The following is a 23,134-nucleotide window of genomic DNA, read 5'->3' on the forward strand; positions in this document are numbered from 1 at the left end:
CCGTGCAGCAGCAGGTGCTGTCGGTGTTCCGGGATCTGGCGCGCGCCGGTCATGGCGTCCTCCTGATCACCCATGACCTTGCCGTCGCAGACCAGGTCGCCGACCGCGTCGCTGTCATGCAGGAGGGCCGTTTGGTCGAGGCCGGCCCGACCCGCGAGATCCTGTCCAGGCCGCATCACCCCTATACCCGTCGCCTGCTGGCGGCGGTGCCGAGTGCTGCGACCCGCGGGCGGTGGCTGAGCGCGACCGGCGAAGCTCCCTCGCGTTCGGTGAAAGGTGGGCATAGCGCACCCCTCCTGGAACTGCGCGATGTCTGCGTCGCCTTCAGGCGCCCCGATGGCGGTGTGTTCGACGCGGTCAAGCAGGCCTCGCTTCACATCCATCGGGGCGAGACGCTCGGCATCGTCGGTGAATCCGGCTCGGGCAAGACCACGCTCGGGAAAGTCGCGCTGGCGCTGCGGCGGCCGGACAGTGGCGACGTCCGCCTGGACGGGGAACCGTGGAGCGCGCTCGCGGAATCCGCCCGGCGCCCCATCCGCCAACGCATCCAGACGATCGCGCAGGACCCTCTCAGCTCCTTCGATCCCCGGTTCAGCGTCGAACGCATCATCGAGCAGCCATTGCGCCTGCGCCCCGGCCTCGACCGGGCCGCGCGTCGACGCAGGATCCTGGAACTGGTCGGGCTGGTCGGCCTGCATCCTGATCTCCTGGCCCGACGGCCCGGGGCGTTGTCGGGCGGCCAGCGCCAGCGCGTGTCGATCGCCCAGGCCCTGGCCGCCGAGCCGGATCTGCTCGTCTGCGACGAGCCGGTCTCGGCCCTGGACGTCACCACCCAGGCGCAGGTGCTCGACTTGCTGGTCGCATTGCAGGGACGGCTGCACCTGGCGATGCTGTTCATCTCTCACGATCTCGGCGTCATCCAGCACATGAGCCACCGCATCGCAGTGATGAAGGAGGGGAGGATCGTCGAGACGGGCCCGGTGGAACAGGTGTTCGACGCCCCCCGCGACCCCTATACCCGCCGCTTGCTGGCTGCGGTCCTCCGATTGCCGGACAGCGTCGACGGGGCGGTAAGCCAGGGCAGTCCGCCGGTAGCGCCATGCTAGCGATGGCGATGGCGTTCGGCGATCCACCGGCTCGGCGCGCGCCATGACGTTCGGTTCGCTGGCCATCGACCATATCGGCGTCGTGATCCCGAGCGACGATCTTGGGGAGCGCCGAGGCACAGAGCTTGAGGACGGAGTGGCTCTCTTCGTTCGCGCCGAGGAGCTTGGCTATGACAGCGCCTGGGTGCGGCGTCCGAAGACCGGCCTTCCCTCGGCCAGCCCGTTCCTTGCTGCTGCAACGCAGCGCACGCGTCGCATCGGGCTTGGCGTCGCCGTGATGCAGATGGGTTCCGAGAACCCGCTGCGGCTGGCGGAGGATCTCGCCGCCGTGGACGCGCTGGGGAACGGCCGGTTGCATGTTGGTTTGAGCGCCGGTGGCGCGGGCATGGACCTTGGCTATGGCTGGATGACCCAACTCGCGGCCGATCTGGACGGATACCGGACCGGCGAAGGGGAGGCGGCGATCGCCTCGGCAGGGGGGCGGCAATGGCGGCTGCGGCCCCATGCACAGGGCCTGCGCGACCGGCTCTGGTATGACGCCGCGTCGGTTCGGTCCGCGGCCTGGGCCGCCGCTTCGGGGTTCAACCTGCTGACAGGCAATGCTGTCGCCGAGAATGCCGGTGCTTTCCAGGCAGCCCAACTGGCGCATATCGAGGCCTATTGGAACGGCTATGCCGGCGGGGCCTCGCCCCGCGTCTCGGCTGGGCGCGTCATCCTGCCGATCGACGGCGCCGACGCGCGGACCAGGCATAGATACGAAGAATTCGCCGCATCCCGCCTGGAGCGGACGTTCTCGCCAGATGGCGAGCGCCGCGCCCGGTTCGCTCCCGCCATCGTCGGCACGGCAGAGCAGATTCTCGAGGCGCTGAGCCGCGATCCCGTGCTGCGGCATGTTTCCGAACTCAGGCTGGAATTGCCCTATGATTTCGCGCGCGAAGACCATGAGCAGATTCTCTCGGACTTCATCCGCCTCGTTGCGCCCGAGATCGGCCACCGCCGCCATTAGCCCATACAGCAGAGAGCAACCATGTCCGCCTACGACTTCACCACGGCGCCCGACCGTCTCGACACCGGCAGCATGAAATGGAGCCGCTATCCGGCGGACGTCCTGCCGATGTGGGTCGCCGACATGGACTTCGCCGTCGCGCCCGAGATCGTCTCGGCGCTGAGGCGCAGGCTCGACCATCCCGTCTTCGGCTATGCCGTCGCCCAGGCGGCGCTGCGCGAGCAGATCGTCATCGACCTGGAAACCCGCTTCGGCTGGCGGATCGAGCCGGGCGACATCGTCTTTCTGCCCGGCGTCGAACCCGGCTTCAACATGGCCCTGAAGGCGAGGCTGAGCCCCGGCGAAAAGGTCTTGATCCAGACCCCGATCTACCGGCCCATTCTGGATGCGCCGGGCCATTGGGGGCTCGGGGCGCTTGCGGTTCCGCTCGTCCGCGGCGAGCAAGGCTACGCCCCCGATCGCGACGCGCTGGCCGATGGGCTGGCGCAGGCGCGCGCCTTTCTCCTGTGCAATCCGCACAACCCGACCGGATACGTCTACACACGCGACGACCTCGGCTTCATCGCCGCAGCATGCGAGGCGGCCGATACGCTGATCATTTCCGACGAGATCCATTGCGACCTCGTGTTCGACGGCAGCCCGCACGTTCCCATCGCCAGCCTCGCGCCCGAGATCGCGCGGCGCACCATCACGCTGATGTCGGCCAGCAAGACCTACAATATTCCGGGCCTGAAGACGGCCTTCGCCGTCATCACCGACCCGGCCCTGCGCAATGCCTTCAATGGCGCGCGGAGCGGCCTCGTCGACAGCGTGAACCTGATGGGGCTGGAGGCCACATTGGCGGCCTATCGCGATGCCGGCCCATGGCGTTCGGCCGTGCTGGACTACCTGCAATCAAATCGCGACCATCTGGGTCGCGAACTTCAGCGGCTGATTCCGGGCATTCGCTATCATCCGCCGGAGGCGTCGTTCCTTGCCTGGCTCGATTGCGGCGCTCTCGGCCTGCCGCACCCTCAAAGCTTCTTCCTGAAGAACGCGAAGCTCGGGCTTTATGCGGGCGAGGCCTTTGGCGCGGAATACGGGTCTTTCGTGCGCCTCAACTTCGGCTGCACGCAGGCGGTGCTGACGAACGCCGTCGAGCGCATGGCGAATGCGCTCGCTGGGTATGGGCAAGACTAGCCCATCAGCATCCGCCGTAGCGGGGGCCGCAAAGAGGGGGCACGCCTCAGGCGGGGCGCGCGAGCCTGTCGCTTGCCGCCGTAAGCGGCGGCAATTCGAGGTTGGAGCGAAAATCGTCGCCGACATAATCCGTGTCGATCAGGGAGCGGCGGCGCAGTTCCGGCAGCAGGCCGTTCAGCAGCAGGTCCTCCTGATCGGGGTTGCCCAGCCCGTGCAGGGTGACGACGTCGAGGACGCCGGCGCGGACGCGCTCCTCGATGGCGTCGGCAAGCTGTTCCGGCGTGCCGGCCGCGGACCAGTGGCCGGTTTCCTGCGCCTCGATGATGAGCTCCCGCAAGCTCAGCCCCTGCCGGGCGTAGCGCCGGAAGATCTCCACGCGCCCGCGCCGGCGGTTGATGCTCGTCACCTCCGGCAGCAGCGCGTCCGGCAGCGGCTCGTCGAGCGGCAGGCCGGAGAGGTCGACATGGCCGCCCAGCATGTCGGCAAGCTTCAGCCGGCCTTGCTCATAGTCGATCCGCTCATGCTTCTCCTTCAGGCGGCTGATGACGTCGGCCTCCGAGGAGCCGATGACCGCGTGGAAGGAGTTCATGGTGAAGGGCAGCCCGGCGGCGCGGCCGAAGCTCGCGGCGCGGCGGCGAAGCTCGGTCGCGAAGGCGATGGCGTCCTCGAGCTTCGGCTGCGAGGTGTAGACCACCTCGGCGAAGCGCGCGCCGATGGCGACGCCGGCCTCGGATTGCCCGGCCTGGAATTGCACGGGCCGTCCCTGCGGCAAGGGCGGGACGTTGAGCGGGCCCTGCACGCTGAAATGCCGGCCGCGATAATCGATGCGGTGGAATTTCGCGGGGTCGACGGAGATCGCTCCCGAGGCCTTGCGCTCGACGGCGTCCTGTTCGTTCGCGTCGAAGAGAGCGTTGACGACCTCGATGAACTCCGCGGCGCGCGCGTAGCGCTCTTCGGGGCTGAGCAGTTTTTCGCCAAAGTTCTCCTCGCCCACGGAGGATGTCACCGCGTTCCAGGCGGCGCGTCCGCCGCTGGCATGGTCCAGCGTGCCGATCTGACGGGCGAGGTTGTAGGGGTGGTGGAAAGTGGTCGAGACGGTCGCGACGAGGCCGATCCGCGCCGTCGCCTGGCTGAGCGCGGCAAGCGCGATGAGCGGCTCCTGGGTGCCCGTCGTCCCGGCAAGCCCGGCCTGGTCGATCTGCAGGAGGTCGGCGGTGAAGAGGCCGGTGATCTTCTCGGCTTCCGCCCTGCGCGCGAGCTCCACGGCCCGTTTCGCGCCAAGCGCCGGATCGGCGTCGTTGGAGGCGGCGACGACATTGCTTGCGCCGACCAATGTCTTGAGACGGCGGGAACGGGTGGCTGCCATGGTGGAACTCCTGGTTGATCGAATGACGGGTTTTCAGGTTCGCGGGGCGCGTGCCTTCAGGCGAGCACGGGCACCGCGTCCAGCAGCGCGCGCGTGTAGCTGTGATGGGGGGACGCAAAGACCTGCTCGACCTGGCCCGTCTCGACCACCCGGCCGTCCTTCATCACCAGGACGCGGTCGGTCAGGTGGTTCACGACGCCGAGATCATGCGAGATGAACAGTAGCGAGGTGCCGGATGCGGCCTGCAGCTCCGCCAGCAGATCGAGGACCTGCGCCTGCACGGAGACATCCAGCGCGCTGACCGGCTCATCCGCCACCAGCAACCTGGGACGCGGCGCGAAGGCGCGGGCGATGGCGACGCGCTGGCGCTGGCCGCCGGACAGGTCGCGCGGATAGCGCTTGAGGAAGGAGGGCCCGAGGCGCACCGCATCCAGGACCTCGCCGACGCGCTGGCGGCGCGCCTCCCCGAACATGCCGACCGTGTCGAGGCTTTCGCCGACGATCTGCTCGACCGTGTAGCGCGGATCGAAGGAGCTCAGCGCATCCTGCGCGATCAGCTGCATGCTCGCCCGCCGCGAGCGGCGCTGCGCCTCGCCGACATGACTCCATGCCTCGCCATCGATCTGGACGGTGCCGCTATCGGGCTCGACGAGGCCGAGCACGATCTTCGCCACGGTCGTCTTGCCGGAGCCGGATTCCCCGACGATGCCGAGTGCTTCCCCTGCTGCGAGGTGAAACGACACGTCGTTGACCGCGAAGGTGCCGCTGGCACCGCCATAGCGCTTCACGAGGTGGCTGGCCGAGAGCACGAGGCTGGTCTCGTCGATGCGCTTCGGCGGCAAGGGGATCCGCAGCCGCTCGGCAGGGCGGGCCTCGACGCTCCCGTTCGCCTCCGGCTCGCTGCCTGCGGAGAGGCGGAACCCGCGGGAGCGCACCGACGGCACCGCATCCAGCAATTGCCGCGTATACGGGTGCTCCGGCGCGGTCAGGATGGTGCGGGTCGGCCCTTCCTCGACGATCCTGCCTTGCCTCATCACCAGCACGCGGTCGGCCAGGCGCGAGACGACCGCGAGATCGTGGCTGATCAGCAGGAGCGTTTGGCCCGCCTTGCTGCGCTCGGCCAGCAGATCGAGAATCTGCTTCTGGACGGTGGCATCCAGGGCCGTGGTGGGCTCATCGGCGATCAGCAGGGAGGGGCTCCGGGCGATCGCGGTGGCGATCAGCGCCCGCTGCCGCAGGCCGCCGGAGAGCTGATGGGGATATTGCGCAAGGCGCCTGTCGGGATCGGGGATGCCGACCGATTGCAGCAGCGCGCGGTTGTCCCGGGCCGCATTCTGGCGCCTGAAGAATCCGGACCCGCCGGCGGCGTCGGTGAGTTGCTGGGAGATCCGCCTCAGCGGATCGAGCGAGACGAGCGCGTCCTGCAGGACAAAGCCGATCTTGTCGCCGCGCAGGCGCCGCCAGTCCCGCTCCCGGAAGCCCAGCACGCTTTGGCCGTCGATCTCGAATCGGCCGGCGCCGACGCTGGCCTCCGCGCCGGAGAGGCCGATGAGGGACCGGGCCGTCACCGATTTGCCGGAGCCCGACTCGCCGACCAATGCGACGGTCTCGCCCATATGGATGGTCAGGTCGATGCCGCGCACGACAGGCGTCACAGACCCGTCCTGCGGGAAGCCGATGGTGAGATCGCGGATCTGGACGAGCGGCTTCATCGGGCGCGCCTTCCTTCGAACGAGGCCTGCCAGCGCCGTCCCAGGATGCTGATCGAGATCACCGTCAGGGTGATCGCGACGCCCGGCCACACGCCGATCCACCAGGCGACGCGCAGATAGTTACGGGCCTCCGCCAGCATCGCGCCCCATTCCGGCGCGGGCGGCTGCGGCCCCATGCCGAGAAAGCTCAGCCCGGCCGCGCTGATGATCGCCGAGCCGAGGCCGATCGTCGCCAAAATCGGCACCTGGGCGAGCGCGTGCGGTAGGATGTGGCGCAGCACCAGGACCGTGGGAGTGAGTCCGAATGTCCGGGCCTGCTCGACATAGCCGCTCCTGGCGATGACGAAGGTCTGGGCCCGCACGACGCGCGCGAAGCGCGGCACGAAGGCGACGCCGAGCGCGAAGATCAGGTTGAGCGTGCCGGGGCCCGTGAAGGAGATCAGCACCAGCGCCAGGAGCAGGTCCGGGAACGAGGACACCACGTCCAGAAAGCGGCTGATCGCCTCGTCGACGAGGCCCCGCGAAAGGCCGGCCAGCAGGCCCAGGGCTGAACCGACGATGGAGCCGATGGCGACGGCGCTGACGCCGATCAGGATCGAGTAGCGCGCGCCATGGGCGACGCGGGAGAAGACATCGCGGCCGAGATGGTCCGTGCCGAACCAATGCTCGGCGCTCGGCGGCAGCTGCGCCTGCAAGGGATCGGCGGCGAGCGGATCGGCCGAGCTCAGCAGCCCGGGCCAGAGCGTCGCGACGGCGACGAAGAGCAGGAAGAGCGAGGCCAGCCAGAGGCCGGGCCTGGCCAGCAGCCCGTGCAGGGCCCGCCGGAACCGAACGCCCCGACGCGCCAGGGTTGTCGGAACGGCGCTCATCGGCCGGTCTCCCGGCTTTCGTCGCGCAAACGCGGATCGAGCAGGAGGTAGAGCACGTCCACCAGCGTGCTCAACGCCACATAGACGAAGGCGGAGAGGATCGCGACGGCGAGCACCACCGGCAGGTCATGTCCCAGCACGGCCTCGACCGTGACGCGTCCGAGGCCCGGCCGCCCGAACACGGATTCGGTGATGACGGCGCCCGACAGCAGGTTGCCGACGAGCCAGCCGGTCAGCGTGACCGCCGGCAGGGCGGCATGGCGCAGGCAATGCCGCAGCCTCAGAACGAGGTCGCTCGTGCCCCAGCTGCGCACGGTGAGGGCGAAGGGCTCCTCGAGCGCGCGCTCCAAGCCCTCGCGCAGCACCTGCCCGACGACCGCGCCGAGGGAAAGCCCGAGCGCGAGGGCGGGCAGGACCAGCGCCGAAAAGCTCCTGTCGCCGGAGACCGGGAAGAGCTTCAGCGTGAAGGAGAAGACGAAGAGCAGCAGGATGCCGAGCCAGAAGGACGGCGTCGAGACCAGCGTCAGCTCCAGCGCGCCCGCGATGGCGCGGGGCACGCGCCGGCCGGCCGTCGACACGGCGCTGGCGACCGCAAACACGAGCGCGACGACCAGTGCCGCAGCGGTGAGCTTCAGCGTCGGCAGCATCTGCGACAGCACGAGGCCGGTCACATCGGTCTGGAGGATGTAGGAGCGCCCGAAATCGCCGTGCAGGATGCGGGAGAGGTAGCTCAGATATTGCAGCGGCAGCGGCGCATCGAGGCCCCATTCGGCGCGAATGGTGGCCTCGACCTCCGGCGTTCGCAGCTGTTCGCCGATCAGGAGGCTGACGATGTCGCCCGGAGCCAGCTGCAGGCTGACGAAGCTCAGGGTCACCGCCGCCCAGAGCACGAGGAGGCCGGAGCCGATCCTGGCCGCGATCTGCAAGGCCAGGCCGCCGCGCTTCAACCCCAGGCGCTCGGGCAGCCAGGCGGCGGGCGATCGCCTGATGGCGGTCGTGTTCTGAGGGTCCATCGTCGCTCGTTTCCTGCAATCATTCGCCGGCCACGACCGAACCCGCGGCGGCGCGGCTCAGGATCAAGGTTTCAGCCAGATGTCGTAGGCGCTCTCGGGCAGGCGCTTGAACGGGCGGAAGCCGACGCCCTTGATCCGCGTGGAGGCAGCGATCTGGTCGTCGGGCACATAGAGCGGCAAGCCGTAAGCCTGCTCCAGCAAGGCGAAGCGCTGCAGCTTCGCGTAGATCTCGAAGCGCTTCTTCGCATCGAGCGTCGAGGCCGCCTCATCGAGCCAGGCGGAGACTTCCGGCGCCTCGGTGCGGCTGTAGTTGATCGAGCCGCCCTTGCTGCGCGGCAAGTAGTGGAAATAGATCGTCAGCCCGTTTTCCTGCGTGGTGGTCGAGTTCGGGATGATGCCGTACTGGCCGTCATTCTGCCGATTGGCGTAGGTTCCGGCATCGACATATTGCAGGGCGAGCTCGATGCCGGCGTTCTGGCGCGCCTGCGCTTGCACCGCCTGCAGCAGGATGTCGCGCTGGTCGCGCACCGTGGCCTGGGATTGCACGACCTCGATGGTCAGGCGCTTGCCGTCCTTGGTGCGGAAGCCGCCGGCGTCGCGCGCGGTCCAGCCGGCCTCGTCGAGCAGGGCGTTGGCCAGCTTCGGATCGAAGCCGTAGCTGCGCTCGATGCTTTTGTCGTAGAAATCCGTGTCGGCCGGAGTGAGGATGCCCCAGGCGCGCTGCCGCTCGCCGCGATAGACGGATTGGATGATGCGCTCGACATCGATCGCCGCCAGGATGGCCTTGCGCACCTTCACATCGGCCGTCGGGCCGCGGGTGACGTTGAAATAGAGCGTGTAGGGCGTGCCGGTGTTGAGCGCGTTCTGATAGGCGAAGTCCGGGCTGTCCTTGAAGAGCCCGGCGTCGTTTCCGGAAATGCCCTCGATGACGTCGACTTGTCCCGAGGTGAGCGCGCCGGTGCGCACGGCGGATTCCGGCAGGAAGCGATAGGTCAGGCGATCGAGATGGGCCGGTCCCTGATGCCCGGCATTGGCCGGAGCCCAGTTATAGGCTGGATTCCTGACGAAGCGGATCTCCTGGCCTTTGACATAGCGTTCGAGAATGAAGGGGCCGGTGCCGGACAGCTCCGGCCCGCCCGCCTTGAGCTGCGGCGAGGCGAAGGATTTCGGCGAGAGGATCTCGAGGCCGGAGATCCCGTCCAGGAAGGGGGCGTAGACCCGGTCGAGCTTCAGGACGAGCGTATGGGGATCGGCTGCGACGGCCTCCGAGATATACGAGACATGGCCTGCGCTGATGCTGCCCGAATAGGTCGGCTCCTTCAGCTTGGTGAAGTTCAGCGCCACGGCAGCCGCATCGAGCTTGGCGCCGTCGCTGAAGGTCACGTCGTCGCGCAGCCTGAAGGTGTAGGTCCGGCCGTCCTCGGAGACCGCGTAGCCCTTTGCCAGCCAGGGCGCGTAGCCGCCATCCGGCGTGCGCGCCAGCAGGGATTCATAGGCGTTGCGCAGGATGAGCTTGGCCTTCGCCTGGCCGTTCAGGTGCGGATTGAGCGTGTTCGGCTCGGTCTCGACGCCCCAGGTCAGGGAACCGCCCTTGACGGGCGCGTCCGCCGCCTCGGCTGTGCCGGGCCGCGCTCCGGCAATGATGGGCAGCGTCACGGCGCCCAGCCCGCCCAGGAAGGTTCGTCTCGTTACCACGTTGCAGTCCCCGATCGGCTTTGAACTGGAATTCTCTCAGGCCGCGAGAGAGACATGCGCTGCGGCCAGAAGCTCTATGGTCTTCAGCCGCTGGCTGCCCTCCGTCTCCGGGCAGTCGACGATGAATTCGTCGATGCCGAACGTCCGGTGCAGCCGGTCCAGCTCGGCGTGAACGCGCGCGGGCGTTCCGCGGATGACGAGCGCGGTGCGCTCCTCGATCCGGTAGCGGCTCGCGCCGACCTGCCGGACATATTCCAGCGCCTGCTCCCGGCTGCCGACATTCACGCTCTGGGCATTCTCGACCTCCACCCGGAAGCGGCGGCTATCGCCGGCCAGGCGGTTGGCCTCGGCTTCGGTCTCGGCCGTGACGATGCTCACCGCCAGCAGGGCCGAGCGGCCGCCCGCGTCGCGGTAGGTCGAGATCGCCTCCGCAATGGCCGTGGCGTCGCCGTGGATATGGCCGGGATAGACGAAGTTCCAGCCCAGCCGCGCCGCGAGCCGCGCGCTGTCCGGGCTTGCTCCCAGCAGGAAGCGCTCGGCCGCCGTCACTGGTGCGGGATAGGCGGCGAGATGCCCGCCGGCATCGTCCCAGTCCTGCCCGCCCTCGCGGCTTGCCTCATGGCGCAGGAAGCCGTCCAGCTCGGTCAATTGCGTCTCGAATGAGGGCTTTCTGGCCGGATCGTAGGCGCCCTGGAGAGCGTTGGTCGAAAGCGGCATGCCGCCCGGGGCCTTGCCGATGCCGAGGTCGACGCGGCCGGGCGCGAGGGCGGCGAGCAGGTTGAAGTTCTCGGCCACCTTGTAGGCGCTGTAGTGCTGGAGCATCACTCCGCCGGAGCCGATCCTGATGCGGTTGGTGCGTGCGAGCAGGAAGCTGATCAGCACCTCCGGCGAGGAGCTCGCCAGCTTCGGCGCATTGTGATGCTCCGCCACCCAAAAACGGGAGAAGCCGAGTTCCTCCGCCCTTCTGGCCAGGGCGAGCGTGCGTTGCAGCGCCTCCGTGGCGCTGTCGCCGTCGTGGAGGGGGCTCTTGTCGAGAAAACTCAGGGCGTAAGGCATCCAGTCTCCTCGACCGGCGAGATGTGGCTTTTAATCCATATATTTTATAGTCTATATGATCAAGCGACGATCTCCCGAGGTCGTGGCGAAGTTCATGGAGGCATGTCAGTGACCGATCTCATTATCCGGTCGTCCCTTCTGGATGCGGCGGCGCAGCCGCTCCTGGAGGGACTCGTCAGCGAATATGATGGGCGCTATGGCGCTGCGAGCCGGCCCGGCGGGGCGCGCTCGGAAATCCTGCGCTATCCGAGCGAGGCGTTTTCGCCGCCGCTGGGGGATTTCCTCCTGCTCCAGCGCGATGGCGAGACCATCGCCGGCGGCGCCTTCATGAGCCACGACGCCGAGACGGCCGAGCTCAAGCGCATCTGGACCCGGCCGGACCTGCGCCGCCAAGGCCTGGCCAAGCGCATCGTGCTGGAACTCGAGGAGAGCGCGGCAGAGCTCGGCTACACGCGCGCCTATCTGACCACCGGCTTTCGTCAGCCGGAGGCCTCCGCGCTCTATCTTCTGCTCGGATACCGTCCGCTTTTCGACACCGCGGTGGATCTCACGCTCTACCGCTCTCTGCCATTCGAGAAGCATATCGGTGCAAAGGCGGGGCAGCCGGGCACGTCGACGGTCTACCCGCCCACCGGCTCCTTCGAAGAGGCCACTGCCCGCGTGGCCGCGCTCAAGGCGCAGCAGGAGGCGAAGATCCTCGCCCGCCTCGCCAGCTTCGGCATTACGGCGGCGGCCTAGCCCTGGACGATCAGCCGAGGGGAATCGTTGCGCCGCAACCGCGGCTCCGCGCGCGATCCCCGCGGAAACATGTGCGGCGGCGTACGGCCAGCCGCCGCTATCCCTGAATTCAAAGCTGACAGGTAGAACATGACCCAAACGGCTTGCTGCTCGGCGTCGCGCTCGATGCCGCCGCGCATGCGGATAGCGACAGATCCAGCTGGGGCGGCTTCTGGAGCGGGCTGATCGGCCGCCTCGACGGCGCGGTTGATTTCGTGACGCTGGAGGATGGCTTTGCCCGAGCCGGCGCGGATGGGCCCGATGCCGTGCTTCTCGCCAACTGGCTCGCGCCGCGAAGCCGAGACATCGGCATCATCGCAGGCGCGCCGGTGAATCTCCTCGAGCCCTTTCACGTCTCGACGGCGATCGCCACGCTGGACTACGTCAGCGAGGGTCGGGCGGGCCTGCTGGCGCAGCGGCTGCGCGAGGCGCGGGCGGCCGAGGGCAGGCGGGCACTCGGTGCTCTCAACGGCTTTCCGGCTGATGATCGGCAAGCGCAAGACCGGGATGCGCAGGCCGCGATCGAGGTCATCAGCCGCTTATGGGATAGCTGGGAGGATGACGCGGTGATCCGCGACCCGAAAAGCCAGCGTTTCCTCGACGGTTCGAAGCTGCACTACATCGATTTCGAGGGAGCGGATTTCCGGGTGCTCGGTCCATCGATCACGCCGCGACCGCCCCAGGGCCAGCCTCCGGTCGCCATCGCCTGGGCGGAAGGGGATGATCCGTCCTTGATCCGCGAGGCGGATATCGTCTTCCTGCCTGCCGGCCAAGGCGAAATCGGAGATGTGATCCGCGACTCGCGCCGTGGCGCTGAGGGAGCCGGGCCGATCTTCATCGCGGACCTCGACCTCGGCCCGGAAGGTCCGTCGATCGCTGGACTGGTGGTGGCAGCCAAGCAGGCAACGGAACTCGGCGCCGGCGGCATCCGCATCGTTCTGTCCGATCCTTCAGTGCAACTCGGCCAGCTTCTCAGCGAGGTCCTGCCAGGCTTGCGTGATGCCGGCTTTGTCCGCCGGCCTTCGGGCGGGACATTGCGCCAGCGCTTCAACTTGCCGGTCGCGGCCAATCGCTACACGGCTGCGGCCTGAGCCAGGGAAGATCGATCCATGTCCAAGAAGCAGATCATCCTCGGCGCGCAGTTCCCGGGCGTCAACAATTTCACCGTCTGGCGCGATCCCGCTGCGGGCAGCCAGATCGATTTCGCCTCCTTCCGCCACTTCTCGGAAACGGTGGAGCGCGGCAAGTTCGACTTCATCTTCCTGGCTGAAGGGCTGCGGGTCCGCGAGCAGAAGGGCCGCTTCCACGAACTCGACGTGGCCGGGCGTCCCAACACCCTGGCGATCCTGACGGCGCTGTCGTCCATCACCAGCCATGTCGGCTTGATCGGCACGCTGACGACGACCTTCAACGAACCGTATCCTCTGGCCCGGCAACTGGCGACGCTGGACATTCTGTCCGGCGGCCGGGCGGGCTGGAACGTCGTCACCTCGCCGGGAGCCTTCACCGGCGCGAATTTCCGGCGCGGCGATCACCTGCCGTTTGGGGAACGCTACGAGCGGGCGCGGGAGTTCATCGAGGCGGCCCGGACAATCTGGGCAGGCGGCGATTTCTCCAGTCACTCCAGGCATTTCGACATTGCCGGGCGCTCCGGCCTCGCGCCATTGCCTCAGGGGGCCCCGATCATCGCCCAGGCGGGCGACTCGGAAGAGGGCAGGGAGTTGGCGGCTGGTCATGCCGACCTGATCTATTCCCGTCATGGGACGCTGGAGGCCGGCCAGGCCTTCTATGCCGACGTCAAGAACCGGCTGGCGAAATACGGCCGCAGCAGGGACGCGCTCAAGATACTGCCGGGCGCGGCCTTCATCCTGGGGGATACGCAGGAGGAGGCGCAGGAAAAGCTGAAAGCCATCCGCCTTCAGCAGGTCAGCCCGAAGAACGCCATCGTATTCCTGGAGCAGGTCTGGAACCGCGACCTCTCCGATCACGATCCGGACGGTCCCTTGCCGGTGGCGGAGCCCGACATATCCGCGCAGCTGGCCCAGGGCCGCGCGAACCGCTTCGATAATCGCCTGGAAACGGCGCGGGCCTGGCGGGAGCTGGCCGAGCGCGAGGGGCTCAGCATTCGCGAGCTGATCATCCGGGTCACCGCCCGACAGCAATTCGTCGGCACGCCGGAAAGCATCGCCAGCGAAATCGACCGCCATGTGCAGGAGGACGCGGCCGACGGCTTCGTCTTCGCGCCGCATCTCACCCCGGGCGGCTTCGACGAGTTCGTCGAGAAGGTCATCCCGATCCTTCAGGAGCGCAAGGTGTTCCGCCGTGACTATAGCGGCGACACCCTGCGCGGGAATCTCGGGCTGCCTCCCGCCTTGCTGCCCGATCGGGAGCGGCACGACGAACTGGTAGGGCGTATCGCGTCGTAGCGCCCTGCGACCGGCTCTGCGTCGGGACTCTCGATCACCGTCTTCGGGCAGGCATTGGATGCCTGCTCGCCGAGCTGGAGAAACGGGGTCCCGTCTAGAGCCGGCTCAAGTACGGATTCGTTCTTTCTGAGAAGTAGCCTCAAGGCTCCCGTCGGCCGCCGCAATTCTCAGAGGCGCAATCCCATCGTCTTGAGGGCCGGCAGGACCGTTTCGCCGAAATAGGCGAGATCCGGCGCGAAGTCGAAGAAGGCGATCTGGACGCCGTCGCAACCGGCGGCCTTGAGGTCTGCCAGGCGGTTGGCCACGGTCTCCGGGCTGCCGATGATCTGCACGTTGCCGCCGACGGCGCGCCGGGCGCGATCATGAGCCCCCCATGTCTTCGTATCGGCGCTGCCGTAGCGGCGCATGATGGCGTCGAGGGCCGCCTCGTCGGCGGCGCCGGCGATGTCATCATAGTACTGCTGCGCTTCGGCGTCGGTCGCCTTGCAGACGATCATCGGGTTGATCAGCACCTTGAGATCGCGGCCGAGCGCGCGTCCGCGACGCTTGATGCCGGCGATGTAGTCGGGCAGCGCCACGAGTGCCTTGTCGATGTCGGCGCCGGCCGGGCTCGTGATGAAGACGATGTCCGAATGGCGGGCGGCGAAGGAGAGGCCGGCCTCGGAGCCCGCCGCGTTGACGAGGATCGGCCGCGCAAAGCGCGACTTCGGCGAGACGAAGGCATTGTCCAGCTTCCAGTGGCGCCCCTCGCTTGTGAGGTTGTCCTGCGCCGCCCAGAGCTCCTCCATGAAGCACGTGAACTCGTCGGCCATCTCGTAACGGCTGTCATGCGGGATCTGCGGCTTGCCGAACATCTGCGCCTCGCCCGGCTCGAAGCCCGTGACGATGTTGACGCCCCAGCGTCCGCCGCTGATGTGATCGAGCGTCGCGCCGAACTTGGCGAGGTGGAGCGGATGCCAGGGGCCGTAGAGGACATGGATCGTCGAGATCAGGATGATCCGCTCGGTGGCGCGGCTCATCGCCGCGACGGTGATGAAGGGGTCGAGGCTGTCCTCGCGGTATTCCAGCGCGCTGCCGTAATAGCCCTTCGGCATCCACTGGGAGAGGCCGAAGACGAGGTCGAAGCCCAGCGCCTCCGCCGTTCGCGTCAGGTCGAGATTGTAGTCGAACTCCCAGGAGGTGGTTCGCGGCAGGGCCGAGGGCGACCAGCCACCTTTCTGGATCGGCAGGAACAGGCCGAGCATGAGCGGCTGGCGCAGCGCCTGGGCCAGCGGGCTTTCGGCGAAGCCGGCCGGGGAGGCCGCGGGCTTGAAGGGGGCGTTCATCGGCGTCGATCCTTGCCGAGGGTTCAGGTGTAGGGGCCGACCGGCGGATGCCGGCCGTTCAGGACGAAATCGCCGACCTCCTTGAGCTTGTAGGCGAGAGGATCGTGCAGCGAGTGCGTGCGCGCGTCGCGCCAGAAGCGGTCGAAGGCCCAGCGGTTTCCGGTCGCGCGGGCGCCCATGATGTCGAAGATCGCGGCCGTGACCTCGAGGCTCACCTTGATCGCCTGCGTCTTCGCCGCCGCGACCTCGATTGCCGTGTCGCCGCGCTGCCGGGCCGTGAAGCGCGGCCCGGCCGCGATCAGCTCCTGGACGCTCTCGGCGGCGCGCTCGGCCAGCGCCAGTGCCGCCCGGTAGGCGCTCCAGGCCTGCCCGAACTGGACGAGGATCAGCGGCTCCTCCGTCTGGGAGCGGGCAGCGCCATCCCAAGGTCTGCCGTGCTGCTGGACATAGTCGCGCGCGGCATCGACCGCGCCACGCGCGAAGCCCAGGTAGAAGGCGGTGAAGGCCGATTGGTTGACCGGCACATGGATGCTGGCCGCGTGGTCGGTCTCGTCGTTGGGGCGAACGGCCGAGATCTCGTCGGCTGCGATCCGCACATCGCTCAGGGTGAAGCTGCCGCTCTCGGTCCGCTGCAGGCCGAGGCTGTCCCAGTCGTTGCCATAGGCGATCCCGGTGCGATCCGTGGGCAGCAGCACGCGGACGATGTCGCCGGTGTCGGTGCGCCGGCCGCTGACCGAGAGGCGGTCGGCGAAGAGGGCGCCGGTGCAGAAGCTCTTGCGCCCGTTCAGGAGAAAGCCGCCCTCGACCGGCGCGATCGAGATCTCGCCGTCGCGTGGATTGGCGATGCCCGAGAGCCAAAGCCGCTTGGCCGCGACCTCGCGCTCTGCTGCGCTCCGCCGTTCCGGGGAGAGGCGCCGCAGGTGCACGCTGTTGAAGCTGTGATAGGCGAAGAGCACGCCGAGCGATCCGTCGGCCGCGGCCAGATCGTGGATGATGCGGGTCGCAAGCGGCCAGTCGGCGCCGCCGCCGCCATTCTCCTTGGGGATCATGAGCACGGAGAGGCCGGACGCCCTGATCTGGTCGAGTTGCGGCAGCGGCGAGGCCTTGCTGCGCTCCCGCTCTGCCGCATGGCTCGCGAAGTCGGCCGCCAGCAGGCGCGTGATGGCGAGCCAGTCATCCGGGGTCCGCGCCTGCAGGGGAATGGCGAAGGCGTCAGGCGCCGGTTCCGTCTTGCGCAGTGGCCGTGTCATGCCGCGTCCGAGGTCTGGAGTTCGAGCTGGGGAGCTATGCCGGGCGGCACGCCGATGGAGGCGGCGGATGGCAGCGCCCAGGCGGGTTCGCGTGGAAGCAGCACCTCGACTGCGTCGCCTTCCACGAAGCGGGGAAGCGAGCCCGCCTCCACGGCTTCGAGCACAAGGCCGTCGATCTCGACGCTGTAGGAGGTCTGCGCGCCCTGGTACCGGCGGCTCAGGATGCGCCCCGGCAGCGCCGCGCGATCGAGCCGCTCCGTGCCGGCCGGCCTCAGCCTCAGGTTCTCCGGACGGATGACGATGGTGACCGCCGTGCCGGAGCGCGCAGGGCGCGCGAGCTCGACGGGCAGGCGCTTTCCGGCGATCAGGGCGACGCCCTTGCGCTCCTCCGCCGTCAGCAGGGTCGCGGGCAGCAGGTTGCCGGCGCCGGTGAACTCGGCGACGAAGCCATCGACCGGCCGGTTGTAGAGTTCGGTCGGCGTCGCGAATTGGAGCAGCCTGCCGTCGCGCATCACGGCGATGCGGTCGGCGAGCGCGATCGCCTCGGACTGGTCATGCGTCACGAACAGCGCCGTAAGCCCGGTACGCTTGATGATGCGGCGCAGTTCGTCGCGCAGGCGAAGCCGCAGCGCCACGTCGAGATTGGAGAGGGGCTCGTCGAGCAGCAGCAGGCGCGGCTCGTAGACGAGGCTGCGGGCGAGCGCGACGCGCTGCGCCTGGCCGCCGCTCAGCGTGGCGACCGAGCGGTCGGCGAAGTTGCGCAGGCCGACGAGATCGAGGACCGCATCGACGCGCTCCGCGCGCTCCCGCCGCGAGACGCCGCGCCGGCGCAGCGGGTAGGCGACGTTCTCGCGCACGTCGAGATGCGGCCAGATCGCATAGGACTGGAAGACCATGCCGAGCTCGCGCCGCTGCGGCGGCACGAAGACGCCGCCGGAGGCGGAAACCACCTCGTTGCCGCCGATCGCGATGCGTCCGGCGTCCGGCTGCTCCAATCCGGCGACGCAGCGCAGCGTGCTGGTCTTGCCGCAGCCGGAGGGGCCGAGCAGGACGGCGATCTCGCCATCCTCCACCGTGAGGGACAGGTCGTCGATGGCGGGCCGCCCGGGCGCGAACGCCTTGGAGAGCCCTTCGATCCGAAGCGCGGCACCCATGACGAGCTATTTCGCTCCGAACAGCTTTGCCCACTCGTCGAGGCCCTTGGGCCGAAGAGCGTCGGATTCGGCGTCGTCCGGCTGCCAGAGCTTGATCGCCCCGGGCGCGACGCCGGCCGGCAGCGGCGCGCCCTTGCGGACCGAGAAGCCGCCTTGCGTCTCGACCCACAGCGCCTGCCCCTCGGCGGATAGCGCCCAGTTCAGGAACAGGCGCGCAGCGTTCGGGTGAGGCGCCGTCCTGGAAATTCCCGCGGCGGCGACCAGCACCGGCACGCCCTCGCTCGGCAGCACGGCGGCGACCGGCGCCCCCTTGCGGCCGTTGGGGATGAGCCCGTTCGTCAGCACGGGTGCGATCTGGATCTCGCCGCGCACGAGGGCGCTCGAAAGCTGCGGACTGCTCGCATAGATCTTCGGCTTGTTGGCGGCGAGCTTCGCCCAGAAGTCCTCACCGACCTCCTTGCGCTGGAACAGGGCCAGCACCCAACCCGAAGCGCCGGCCGTGACCTGGACATGGCCCGAGACGTCCTTGTAGGGACCCTCGGCAAGCGCCTTCCAGCTGTTCGGCGGATTGTTCAGCAGGGCGGAGTTGTAGCCGATGGCCCAGCCATAGACCGAACGCGGCCAGAACTTGCCGGCAACCACATCGCTCGGCGCATAGTCGGCGGCGTTCGGCGGGGCGTAATCCGCAAACAGGTCGGCGAGACCGGTCGCCGAGACACGTCCGTCGAGATCGACGACATCGGCCTCGAGCCGCCCGGTCGCTCCCTCCGCCTGCACGCGGGTGAACATCTGCCCGCCGGTGGCGCGGATCACGTCGACCACGATATCGGGGTACTTGGCGTTGAAGGCCTTGATGAGCTCCTGCTCGTTCTCGACCCAGTTCGTGGTGTAGAGCGTCAGCTTGCCCTCCTTGCGCGCGGCCTCGATGAGGGCCGGCGTGGCATAGGGTTCGGCTGCCGCGGCGGCCGACACATGAACCAGCGGCAACGTCAGGGCGCCGGCGAGCCCGAGCAGGGCGTCGCGGCGGCTGGGGGTCGTCATGTGGAAACTCCTTCGGGCAAGGGACGTGTCCGCGCCGTGGGGCGGCGGGTGAGAGCGCCGGCGATGCCGAGCACGGCCGCGAGCAGGGCGATCTGGACGATGCAGAGGGCCGCGGTGGCGCTGATGTTGCCGGCCTCGAAATAGGTGAGCAGGTAGATCGACAGCGGCTGCGTGCGGTTCGTGAACAGGAACAGCGTCGAGCCCAGTTCGCGCAGCGCGAGGATGAAGAGCAGCATGGCGGCGGCCGCGATGCCGGGCCGCGCTAGCGGCACGACGATCGCCGCGACCGTGCCGAGCACGCTGCGGCCGCAGACCCAGGATGCCTCCTCCAGGTCGCGGTGAATCTGGAGCAGGGAGGTGGATAGCGCCTGCATGGCGTCCGGCAGGAAGCGGGCGACCAGGGCCACGGCCATGATGGTGATCGTGCCGTAGAGGTTGATGGGCAGGCCCATCATCGCCCAGAGATAGGCGACGCCGATGACCAGGCTGGGCACCGCCACGGGCAGGCTGACCAGGATTTCCGTGATGGCGCGCCCGGGCAGCCGCGAGCGGTGGACCGCATAGGCGAAGACGAAGGCGAGCACGCCGCCCACGACCGCGCTGATCGCGCCGAGCTCGATCGCGTTGACGATGCTGCGCAGGGTGGCCGGAGCGGCCCAGAGCGCGTGGAAATGGTCGAGCGTGTACTGGCTGAGATCGAACAGGCTCGCGATGTCCTTGAAGAACAGGAAGCGCCGCAGGCTGGCGATGGCGAGCATCAGCGTCGGCAGCACGGTCGCGACGAGCAGGTAGAGCATCGCGGTAGCGAAGACGGGCCAGCGCAGGGCCCCCAGCGCGATGCGGCGCGCCGGGCGCGCCTTGGCCGTGATGGTCACGTAGCTGCGGCCGCGCATGACTTGGCGCTTCGCCAGGATGACGAGGCCGGTCGCTGCCATCAGGATGAGCGCGAGCGCGGCGGCGACATTGTATTGGGGCGGGGTCCCGGAGACGAGGCGGTAGAGCGTGGTCGAGAGGACCGGGATCCTGCCCGGCGTGCCGAGCGCGCCGGGGATGCCGTAGGTTCCCAGCATCACCACGAAGGCAAGCAGCGCGCCGGCCATGATCGACGGGGCGAGAAGCGGCAGGGTAATGGTCGTGAAGGCGGTGCGCGCGTTTGCGCCCGCCATCAGGGCGGCCTCCTCCATCGCGGAATCGAGCCCCGCGAAGGCCGGTCGGACGAAGAGATAGACGTAGGGCGCGTTGTAGATGCCAAAGACGAAGATCATGCCCGGCAGGCTGTAGAAGTCGACCCGCCACTCTGCGCCAGCCGCCTTGAGCGCGAGGTTGATCATCCCGGTGGTCGGCGATCCCAGGAACGACCAGGCGATGCCGGCGACAAGCGGTGGAACGAAGATCGGCAGCAGGCTCGCGATTTCGATGCCGCGCCGCCACGGTGCGTCGGTGCGCGTCACCACCCAGGCGAAGGCGACGCCGATGACTGTCGCGAGCACGCTCGCCGCTCCGGCGATGACGAGCGTGTTTGCGGTCGCCCGGCCGATCTCGAAATCCGTCAGCAGGATGCGGAAGCTGTCGAGGCCGAGCGAGCCCGGGCCGTTCGAGGGTGTGTCGCCCGGCGTGAATGCGCCGACGACGAGCATGCCGATCGGGTAGATGACCAGGAGGCCGAGCAGCCCCTGCAAGGCGAGCGAGGTCAGCCGCGGACCCCAAACGAGGCCCGCTGCGCCTGTCGCCCTCGCAGGGACCGCCGCCGCGCTCATGCTGCCGGCCGGCCCGCTTCGCTCGCTGCGTCGGCTTCGGCGGCGAGCTTGTCGATGATCCGCAAGCCGAGACTATAGGCCTGCATCCCCGCGACGATCAGGCCGCTTTCGGCGGCGCCGGCAAGGTCGCTGAAGCTTGCTCCCGCCCGCAGGGCCGCGATCGCGTGGCGCGTCGCCTCGGGCTCGCGCAGCAGCGCCAGAAGCTGACCGAACTGGACGATCTGCTGGACCTTCAGGCCGAGAGGGTTCTCCGCGATGCACTGGCGGCGCAGGAGCTCGATCGCCTTGCCGGTGTTCTCGCGTCCGAGGCGCGCTTCCGTCGCCCAGCGCCGTTCGATGTGCTCCGGCACGTGCCCCAGGAGCAGGCGGTAGATGTCGGTCAGATCGCTCGGCGTAGCGATTGGTGCGGAGGCGTCGTCGGGCACGGGGATGTCCTTCACAACTTGGGCAGGCGGTCGAAGTCGATATTGTCTATTTCATTTATAGATTACAATTGCTTTTTTCGAAACTTTCCGCGATTTTCGCTTCGAAGCCGCTTCGGCGGGATCGGGGAAAATCGACGAAAATGATTTTGTACCAGGAGCTTGCAGAGATATCCGGCGTTGCTCACGGCCGTCGCGGTGAGACCACTCTGGCGCTCGACGTTCTCAGGAGGCTTCGCCACGACATCCTGATCTGCGCGCTTCGGCCGCGTCAGCGCCTGCGCTTCCAGGAGCTCAAGGACCGCTATCGCGTGAATGTCGGCCCGCTGCGCGAGGCGCTGGTCCAGCTCGCTTCCGAGGGGCTCGTGGAGATCGAGCCGCGGCGGGGATGCCGCGTCGCCGCGATCTCGCTCGCCGATCTGATCGACACGACGAACACGCGCGTCCTCATCGAGAAGGAGGCGCTGCGGCAATCGATCGGCGAGGGCGGCATCGAATGGGAGGCGCAACTCGTGGCGGCCTTCCATCGCCTCGCGGCGACGGAGCTCAACGCCACGGATAGCGGGCTGCCGCCTGAGTGGGCCGTCGCGCATCGCGATTTTCACGACGCGCTGACCGCCGCCTGCGGTTCGCCGCTGCTGCGCGAGATACGCGCCAGGCTCTTCGACCGGGCCAACCGCTACCGGATGCTGTCCACGCTCTCGCCCACCCATCTGCGCGAGAAGTCGAGCGAGCACCGCAATCTCACGGAGAGCGCGCTGAGCCGGAACACCGGCCAGGCGCTGGCGCTGATCGAGCGCCATCTGCGCGACACCGGCAGGCTTGCCGTCGAAGCTCTGCGCGATCTCGATCCGGCGGCCGCGCCCGCCGCGTCGACCCAGGCGATCCCTTCCCTCAACCAACATGGAGGCCAATCATGAGACGCGTTTTCGGTGCCGCGATTGCGGCCCTGCTCACCCTTGGGGCGCTCGGCCCGGCGAGCGCGCAACAGCAGAGCGACGTGACCCTGCGCGTCGCCAGCGCGGGCGGGCCCTTCACGGAAGCGGTTCGCAGGAACGTCGCGGACCGCTTCACCCGCAAGACCGGGATCAAGGTCCAGTTCATCGACGGCAACAATCCCGACCACCTCGCCAAGATCATCGCATCGAAGGGGCGCACGCCCCCCTATGACGTCGCGATCACCGACAAGGCGACGCAGGACAGCGCGATCGCCAACGGCCTCCTTCTCAAGCTCGACCCGGAGCTCGTTCCCCATCTCTCGGAACTCGTCGACGGGGTTCGGCACAAGGAGGGCTACGGACCGCAGTTCCTGCTGGTCGACCGCGGCATCGTCTACAACGCCGAGAAGTTCAAGGAGGCGGGCATTCCCGAGCCGACCTCCTGGCTCGACCTGTGGAATCCGAAGCTCGCCGGCAAGATCTCGATCCCCGACATCGCGCAGGCCAACGGCCCCGGCTTCCTCATCCAGATCAATCGCGTGGTCGGCGGCAACGAGACGGACCTCGAGAAGGGCATCCGCAAGATCGCCGAGCTCAAGGTGCATTCCTACTACAGCTCGACCGTGCAGGTGGAGGCGCTGCTGCCGACCGGCGAGCTCTGGGCGGCCAACATGCCCAATGGCCGCGCCTGGGCGCTGATCGACAAGGGCCTGCCGCTGAAGTTCGTCGTGCCGAAGGAAGGCAGCGTCGGCAATCCCACGACCATCGACGTCGTCGGCGGCACGAAGTACCCGCGCGAGGCGCAGCTCTTCGTCGATGCGGCCCTGTCGCCCCTGGCGCAGCTCGGCCTGTCCTACGACGTGCCCTATGGCCCGACCAACAAGCTGCTCGAGCCCATTCTCGCGGCCGACCCGGATCACAGCCGCAAGTTCCCCTGGACCCAGGACCAGCTTGCCAAGATTCATGCCCCGGACTGGGCGAGCTATGTCGCGCGCCAGAACGAGACGCTCGATCTCTGGAACCGGCTGATCCGGCGCTAGCG

At 68.3% G+C, this 23,134-nt stretch carries 20 protein-coding genes; 8 read left to right on the forward strand and 12 right to left on the reverse strand.

Going from position 1 to position 23,134, the window contains the following annotated elements; translation table 11 throughout:
• Positions 1–2: 2 nt before the first annotated feature.
• From DWF00_RS02150 to DWF00_RS02160, 3 genes are read left to right on the forward strand one after another with little or no spacing between them, the layout of a single operon-like run.
• The gene (locus tag DWF00_RS02150; protein ID WP_245973714.1) at positions 3–1,106 is read left to right on the forward strand and encodes an ATP-binding cassette domain-containing protein; all 1,104 of its coding nucleotides are present in this window, start codon (positions 3–5) and stop codon (positions 1,104–1,106) included.
• Between the two features lie 43 nt (positions 1,107–1,149).
• On the forward strand, positions 1,150–2,112 hold the full coding sequence (locus tag DWF00_RS02155; protein ID WP_114830738.1) for an LLM class flavin-dependent oxidoreductase: 963 nt from the start codon (positions 1,150–1,152) through the stop codon (positions 2,110–2,112).
• A 21-nt stretch (positions 2,113–2,133) separates the two neighbouring features.
• The gene (locus DWF00_RS02160) at positions 2,134–3,291 is read left to right on the forward strand and encodes a MalY/PatB family protein (RefSeq protein WP_114830739.1); all 1,158 of its coding nucleotides are present in this window, start codon (positions 2,134–2,136) and stop codon (positions 3,289–3,291) included.
• A gap of 46 nt (positions 3,292–3,337) precedes the next feature.
• Here DWF00_RS02160 and DWF00_RS02165 read toward each other — a convergent pair whose 3' ends face one another.
• From DWF00_RS02165 to DWF00_RS02190, 6 genes are all read right to left on the reverse strand, one after another.
• On the reverse strand, positions 3,338–4,657 hold the full coding sequence (locus DWF00_RS02165; protein WP_114830740.1) for an NtaA/DmoA family FMN-dependent monooxygenase: 1,320 nt from the start codon (positions 4,655–4,657) through the stop codon (positions 3,338–3,340).
• Between the two features lie 56 nt (positions 4,658–4,713).
• The gene (locus DWF00_RS02170; RefSeq protein WP_114830741.1) at positions 4,714–6,369 is read right to left on the reverse strand and encodes a dipeptide ABC transporter ATP-binding protein; all 1,656 of its coding nucleotides are present in this window, start codon (positions 6,367–6,369) and stop codon (positions 4,714–4,716) included.
• A complete protein-coding gene (locus tag DWF00_RS02175; RefSeq protein WP_114830742.1) occupies positions 6,366–7,238 on the reverse strand; it encodes an ABC transporter permease in 873 nt (290 codons plus the stop codon). The genes DWF00_RS02170 and DWF00_RS02175 overlap by 4 nt, the downstream gene beginning before the upstream one ends.
• The gene (locus DWF00_RS02180; protein ID WP_114830743.1) at positions 7,235–8,251 is read right to left on the reverse strand and encodes an ABC transporter permease; all 1,017 of its coding nucleotides are present in this window, start codon (positions 8,249–8,251) and stop codon (positions 7,235–7,237) included. Before DWF00_RS02180 ends, DWF00_RS02175 begins: the two co-directional genes overlap by 4 nt.
• Before the next feature lie 63 nt (positions 8,252–8,314).
• Entirely contained in the window at positions 8,315–9,946 is a 1,632-nt protein-coding gene (locus DWF00_RS02185; RefSeq protein ID WP_114830744.1) for an ABC transporter substrate-binding protein, read from the reverse strand.
• Between the two features lie 36 nt (positions 9,947–9,982).
• A complete protein-coding gene (locus DWF00_RS02190; protein ID WP_114830745.1) occupies positions 9,983–11,002 on the reverse strand; it encodes an LLM class flavin-dependent oxidoreductase in 1,020 nt (339 codons plus the stop codon).
• Positions 11,003–11,104: 102 nt separating this feature from the next.
• On the opposite strand from DWF00_RS02190, the gene DWF00_RS02195 reads away from it, so the two are divergent.
• From DWF00_RS02195 to DWF00_RS02205, 3 genes are all read left to right on the forward strand, one after another.
• Entirely contained in the window at positions 11,105–11,740 is a 636-nt protein-coding gene (locus tag DWF00_RS02195) for a GNAT family N-acetyltransferase (protein ID WP_425453043.1), read from the forward strand.
• 143 nt (positions 11,741–11,883) lie between these two features.
• Positions 11,884–12,870, forward strand: a complete 987-nt coding sequence (locus tag DWF00_RS02200) for an LLM class flavin-dependent oxidoreductase (RefSeq protein ID WP_114830746.1) — start codon at positions 11,884–11,886, stop codon at positions 12,868–12,870.
• Between the two features lie 18 nt (positions 12,871–12,888).
• On the forward strand, positions 12,889–14,205 hold the full coding sequence (locus DWF00_RS02205; RefSeq protein WP_114830747.1) for an LLM class flavin-dependent oxidoreductase: 1,317 nt from the start codon (positions 12,889–12,891) through the stop codon (positions 14,203–14,205).
• 167 nt (positions 14,206–14,372) lie between these two features.
• On the opposite strand, the gene DWF00_RS02210 is transcribed toward DWF00_RS02205, so the two are convergent.
• Genes DWF00_RS02210 through DWF00_RS02235 form a run of 6 tightly spaced genes read right to left on the reverse strand, consistent with a single transcriptional unit; the run spans position 14,373 to position 21,157 of the window.
• Positions 14,373–15,530: an LLM class flavin-dependent oxidoreductase gene (locus DWF00_RS02210; RefSeq protein WP_114830748.1), complete on the reverse strand. Its 1,158-nt coding sequence runs from the start codon at positions 15,528–15,530 to the stop codon at positions 14,373–14,375.
• Positions 15,531–15,553: 23 nt separating this feature from the next.
• Complete coding sequence (locus DWF00_RS02215) at positions 15,554–16,780, reverse strand: acyl-CoA dehydrogenase family protein (protein WP_114830749.1); 1,227 nt, start codon at positions 16,778–16,780, stop codon at positions 15,554–15,556.
• Positions 16,777–17,934 (reverse strand): ABC transporter ATP-binding protein, encoded by a 1,158-nt coding sequence (locus tag DWF00_RS02220; protein ID WP_114830750.1) that lies wholly within the window; start codon positions 17,932–17,934, stop codon positions 16,777–16,779. Before DWF00_RS02220 ends, DWF00_RS02215 begins: the two co-directional genes overlap by 4 nt.
• A gap of 6 nt (positions 17,935–17,940) precedes the next feature.
• On the reverse strand, positions 17,941–18,975 hold the full coding sequence (locus DWF00_RS02225) for an ABC transporter substrate-binding protein (RefSeq protein WP_114830751.1): 1,035 nt from the start codon (positions 18,973–18,975) through the stop codon (positions 17,941–17,943).
• Positions 18,972–20,732, reverse strand: a complete 1,761-nt coding sequence (locus tag DWF00_RS02230; protein WP_114830752.1) for an ABC transporter permease — start codon at positions 20,730–20,732, stop codon at positions 18,972–18,974. The genes DWF00_RS02225 and DWF00_RS02230 overlap by 4 nt, the downstream gene beginning before the upstream one ends.
• A complete protein-coding gene (locus DWF00_RS02235; protein ID WP_147283738.1) occupies positions 20,729–21,157 on the reverse strand; it encodes a carboxymuconolactone decarboxylase family protein in 429 nt (142 codons plus the stop codon). Before DWF00_RS02235 ends, DWF00_RS02230 begins: the two co-directional genes overlap by 4 nt.
• Here DWF00_RS02235 and DWF00_RS02240 point away from each other — a divergent pair.
• Both DWF00_RS02240 and DWF00_RS02245 read left to right on the forward strand, forming a co-directional pair.
• Entirely contained in the window at positions 21,136–22,074 is a 939-nt protein-coding gene (locus DWF00_RS02240; protein ID WP_147283739.1) for an FCD domain-containing protein, read from the forward strand. The two genes, DWF00_RS02235 and DWF00_RS02240, sit on opposite strands and share 22 nt — an antisense overlap.
• Complete coding sequence (locus DWF00_RS02245) at positions 22,071–23,132, forward strand: ABC transporter substrate-binding protein (RefSeq protein WP_114830755.1); 1,062 nt, start codon at positions 22,071–22,073, stop codon at positions 23,130–23,132. The genes DWF00_RS02240 and DWF00_RS02245 overlap by 4 nt, the downstream gene beginning before the upstream one ends.
• Positions 23,133–23,134: the final 2 nt, after the last annotated feature.

The organism is Allobosea caraganae (genome assembly GCF_003351345.1).
In the GTDB taxonomy this organism is placed as follows: Bacteria; Pseudomonadota; Alphaproteobacteria; order Rhizobiales; family Beijerinckiaceae; genus Allobosea; species Allobosea caraganae.